The 851-nt window shown below is 44.2% G+C and carries 1 protein-coding gene; it reads right to left on the reverse strand.

Annotation, left to right across the window (positions count from 1 at the left end; translation table 11 throughout):
* The coding region (locus tag RAC86_RS39300) for a sugar phosphate nucleotidyltransferase (protein ID WP_377887022.1) at positions 1 to 851 on the reverse strand (851 nt) is incomplete at both ends.

Below are 851 nucleotides of genomic sequence, written 5' to 3' on the forward strand. Positions count from 1 at the left end.
AGCTATTCATAATCTCCGTATGAGGTCCGATAATCGTATCTTCTCCGATTTGCACCTCACCTTTAATCACAGTTCCGGGATAAATTACAGTATCGCTTCCGATGACAGCGTCAGGAGAAATATACGTATTCATCGGGTCAATCAGCGTTACGCCATTTTGCATATGCCGTTTATTAATACGCTCTTTCATAAATTGTTCTGCCTGAGAAAGAGCAACTCTATCATTAACTCCGAGCGTTTCTTGGAAATTATCAGTCTGGTAAGCGGCAACAGTTTCGCCTTCGTTTTTAAGAATCTCTATGACATCCGGCAAATAGTACTCGCCTTGAGCATTATCATTAGACACCAGATCAATGGCCCGGAATAGCGCTTCATTATCAAAACAATACGTACCGGTATTGATCTCAGTCACAAGACGTTCTTCTTCAGAGGCGTCCTTATGCTCAACGATTTTTTGAACCGCTCCGTTTTCGCCGCGAATAATGCGGCCGTATCCGGTTGGATCTTCTGCAACCGCAGTTAAAATCGTAGCTTTCGCTTCTCTTTGTGTATGTTCTTTCAGCATCTGTTCCATTGTCTCTGCTGTTAAAAGCGGCGTATCTCCGCAAATGACAATCGTGACGCCTTTTTCGTCAGCAAGAAATGGCTGTGCCTGTTTTACAGCATGAGCAGTGCCAAGCTGTTCTGCTTGAAGCGCGTACTCGCTTTTTTCACCAAGCTGCTTTTTCACTTCTTCCGCACCATGTCCGACAATCGTGACAAGCTTCGATAAAGATAACTTTAAGGCTTCGTCCACGACGTGCTCTACCATAGGCTTACCGCAAACTGGATGAAGGACTTTATAAAGCTTT

Source organism: Bacillus sp. LR_5, from assembly GCF_042709275.1.